This is a genomic window from Aeoliella straminimaris (genome assembly GCF_024054565.1).
Lineage (GTDB): Bacteria > Planctomycetota > Planctomycetia > Pirellulales > Lacipirellulaceae > Aeoliella > Aeoliella straminimaris.
The window spans coordinates 1-3,401 of record NZ_JAMXLR010000005.1; the positions used below are offsets into that span (position 1 = coordinate 1).

The window sequence follows — 3,401 nt, forward strand, 5'->3', positions numbered from 1 at the left end:
AACGATGATAGGCATCCTGAATATCAACAAGCCGACCGGTTGGACTTCGCGTGATGTGGTGAACCGCGTACAACGACTGGTTCGGCCAGCGAAGGCGGGACATGCTGGCACACTGGACCCGTTGGCCACCGGAGTGCTGGTGGTTTGCGTGGGCCAGGCGACGCGGCTCATCGAGTACGTGCAGCGGATGCCAAAGCGGTACGTGGGCACTTTCCAGTTGGGCGTTACCAGCCCTAGCGACGACACGGAAACGGAGCTAACTGCCGTGGCGGCCGCACAAGTTCCCACGCTGGCGGAACTGCAGCAAGCGGCACCGAAGTTCGTCGGTTGTATCGAACAGCGCCCCCCGGCGTATTCAGCCATCAAGCTGCATGGACAGAGAGCCTACGAACTGGCCCGCCGGGGCCAAGAGGTCGAACTGCGTTCGCGGCCGGTGACGGTCCACTCGATTGAGGTGATGCGGTATGGGCATCCCGAGTTGGTGCTCGACATCCGTTGTGGTAGCGGCACCTACATTCGCTCGCTGGGACGTGACCTGGCCGAGTCCCTGGGCACCGGTGCCGTGATGAGTGAGTTGATCCGCACGGACATCGGCGACTTTAACGTCGAACAGTCGTGCACGCCCGAAGAAGTTCTGGAGCAGGGCGTCGAGCCCTTCTTGCAGCCAGCCTCGGGGGCGGTTGCCAATCTGCCTACCATCACGCTCACGGACAGCGACATGGAGGACATCCGCCACGGCCGCAGCATCGATCGTCGTGATCTCGATGCCGCGGAGGTAGCGGCCATGGACAGCCTGGGGCGACTCGTTGCCGTGCTCGTACCACGCCGCGGCGCGTGGGGGCCCAAGATGGTATTCAAAGGCTAGAGCACTTTGCCTACTTGCGGTTCAGCCGTCGCCGAGCAGCAATGGCCACCAAGCCAGCCAGGGAGATCAGAGCCATAGTGCTGGGCTCGGGGATGCGTCGCTGGACTACCAGGTTGTCGATGCCAAACGAACTCCAACCGTCCGGCTCCTGGCCGAGGAAGCGGAACTCGATGGTCTCGACGTTCTGGTCGTCCAGTCCCAGGTCGACGACCGTCGCATAGTCGTCTAGGTTACCGGGAATCTGATCTTCGCCGGCCCCTTCCGCATCTTGCGCGGCAAGTTCGTCGAGCAACAACGTAGCGTAGCCATTCGGTCCATCTTTCGAGATGTCGAAGGTCCAATGGGGATGAATGGTGTAGGTCCGCTGGTTGCCAAAAATATCGGTGAGCACGACCTCGCCACCAACTCCTTTGTCGGCATCGATAATGTCGACCGACTTGGGGGCAACAGGCTCGACAAATTCAAAGAGAATACTGCCCGCGCCAGGAAGGCGGACATCGTCCGGATTGTTGAAGACCAAGCCGTTCGCACCGGCACCCGTGTCGGTATTGTTGGGACTCTTGGGATCTTGCAGCGTGAGAATGTTGCCCATATCGACGAGCAGGTCGACATCGGGATCGCCTAGAGTTTCGCCAGGTCCGCCGGGAGTGGAATCGAAAATCACGGCACCCAAATGGCCGCTCGCTCCTTGGGAGGTGCTAATCGATACAAAGGAGCCAAATTCGAACAGCGAGTCGCTAAGCTGAACGTCCGGCAGCGTGCTGATGACCTGACCATGGGTCAACGGGCGTCCACTGTCGTCGGTCGTGAAGTCGATGGTGACCAGCTCGCCCGTGTTCATCGGGCCGGCCGAGCAGGTCGATTGAAAGATGAACGTTGCGAGGATGCCGATTGCAATGGCAGACCAACGGCTGTTACTCGTCATTATTAGCTCCCGCCTGAGTGTGTTCGAAGACGCTCCGAAGAATGGTGGAGCAACTTGACGTCCCTACCTGCGTAGGGGGCACCGACGGCCTCCTCTTCCCCAGAGCAAGTGTCAATGTTACCGGGTGACCCCGCGGTTTGGCAAGCGATTGGCCAAAATCGCAAGAAACGCCCCGCTGCGCTGCATTTCGTGCAATTTGGCTCCGCAGCCGGGAGCAATGCCCAAGGATTGCTAGCTCATGCACCGGCCGCCAGTCTACGAACATCCGCGGTGGTGGGGGCGGGGTTTACGGCGCCGCCGGCGCGGGCCCCAGCACCTTGTCGATGACCTTTCGAAGTTCCTCGGAGGGATCGATAGGTTCGACCTCCTCGGGGATGTTCGCGGCGTCAGCTTGCTCTTTGGCGGCTGCCAGGAACTTCCGCAGGTCTTCGTCCGAAACCTGCTCGCGCATCTTCCATTCGCCGTTGGCATCCTTGTCCGCGATATGGACCAGGACCTGGTCGACCGATTCCTGGGGAATCTGTTTGCTGACTAGACCACTGGCGTAGCGTTCGAGCGTTACATGGGCCTCGGACTTTTCTTCGTCCGACAATCCCGATTTTTCCACGTACTGCGCCTCGACCGCCTTGACCATGAACATCGGCATCAGCGGCGATTCGACAATGCCCGTCATGATCTGGCCCATCTGCTCCAAGGAGATGCTGCCATCGGCGATGCCGTCGGTGACGCGTTTGCTCTCGGCTTTCAGTTCTTCCTTTTCCGCAGGGGGAAGGTCCGAATCGTCAATAATCTGATTTATGCCTTCGGCCGCACCAGAACTGACCCACCCGCGCCAGTTGCTTGAAACCCACCATGCCGTGAGGGCTCCGAGGATCAGAATGATCACCAACGCGATCAAGCACCCTTTCAGGCAACCTGACCCACCACTCTTCCTGGGTTCGGTATCAGCTTCGTAGGTATCCGTCGACATGCAATTCTCCCTTGCTCAAGTTGCAGCAAAATCGGGCTCCTCGGCAGCCCGTCAGTTTAGCCCGCATTCGATCCAGGTGGAAGTAACTCCCGGCTTTTCGGATCTGGAGAGCAAATATTGGCAGAGAATCTGGTGGGCTTGGATGGAAAACGTGACTCCATGAGACCGCTCCGAATACACGCCTCGACGCCGCGACCGAACCGCTTTGCCCGACAACTGGCCCATGCAACGAAAAAAGCGGCCCGAACCACGTGGGTTCGGGCCGCTGTCGTTTGCTTTGACCAACCCCTCTTCCCTACAACAGAAGCGAGGCGTTTACTAGCGATTCACTACTGGGCTCAGTTGCCGCAACCGCAGCCACCGGTGGTGGTGCCGCAGTCGTCGCAAGGAGCAGCGTGCTCTTGGCCGGCACAGGCCGGGTTGGTGCACAGAACCTTGCAGGGAACCTGCTCGCAGACCTTGCGGGGCACGCACTTGGTAACCGTGTAAGGAACCTTGCGGCATTCGGTCTTGTAGCAGGTAACCGTCTTCGAGCAGCACTGCGGAACGCAGACGTTGTAGCAGACGGTCTTAGTGCGGCACTCAGGAACCATCTTGCAGACCTTGTAGGTGCAGGTCTTGCATTCGGGAACCATCTTGCA

General features: G+C 59.6%; 3 protein-coding genes and 1 pseudogene. 1 reads left to right on the forward strand and 3 read right to left on the reverse strand.

The annotated features are described in order from the left end of the window. Positions 1 to 865 (forward strand): tRNA pseudouridine(55) synthase TruB (gene truB / locus NG895_RS01345; RefSeq protein WP_252850643.1); only part of this gene is annotated, 865 nt, incomplete at its 5' end. A gap of 10 nt (positions 866 to 875) precedes the next feature. On the opposite strand, the gene NG895_RS01350 is transcribed toward truB, so the two are convergent. From NG895_RS01350 to NG895_RS01360, 3 genes and pseudogenes are all read right to left on the reverse strand, one after another. Beyond that, complete coding sequence (locus NG895_RS01350) at positions 876 to 1,790, reverse strand: PEP-CTERM sorting domain-containing protein (protein ID WP_252850644.1); 915 nt, start codon at positions 1,788 to 1,790, stop codon at positions 876 to 878. A gap of 286 nt (positions 1,791 to 2,076) precedes the next feature. Continuing rightward, a complete protein-coding gene (locus NG895_RS01355; protein ID WP_252850645.1) occupies positions 2,077 to 2,760 on the reverse strand; it encodes a hypothetical protein in 684 nt (227 codons plus the stop codon). Between the two features lie 338 nt (positions 2,761 to 3,098). Next, positions 3,099 to 3,401 (reverse strand): annotated as a pseudogene (locus tag NG895_RS01360) (hypothetical protein); the annotation flags it as partial.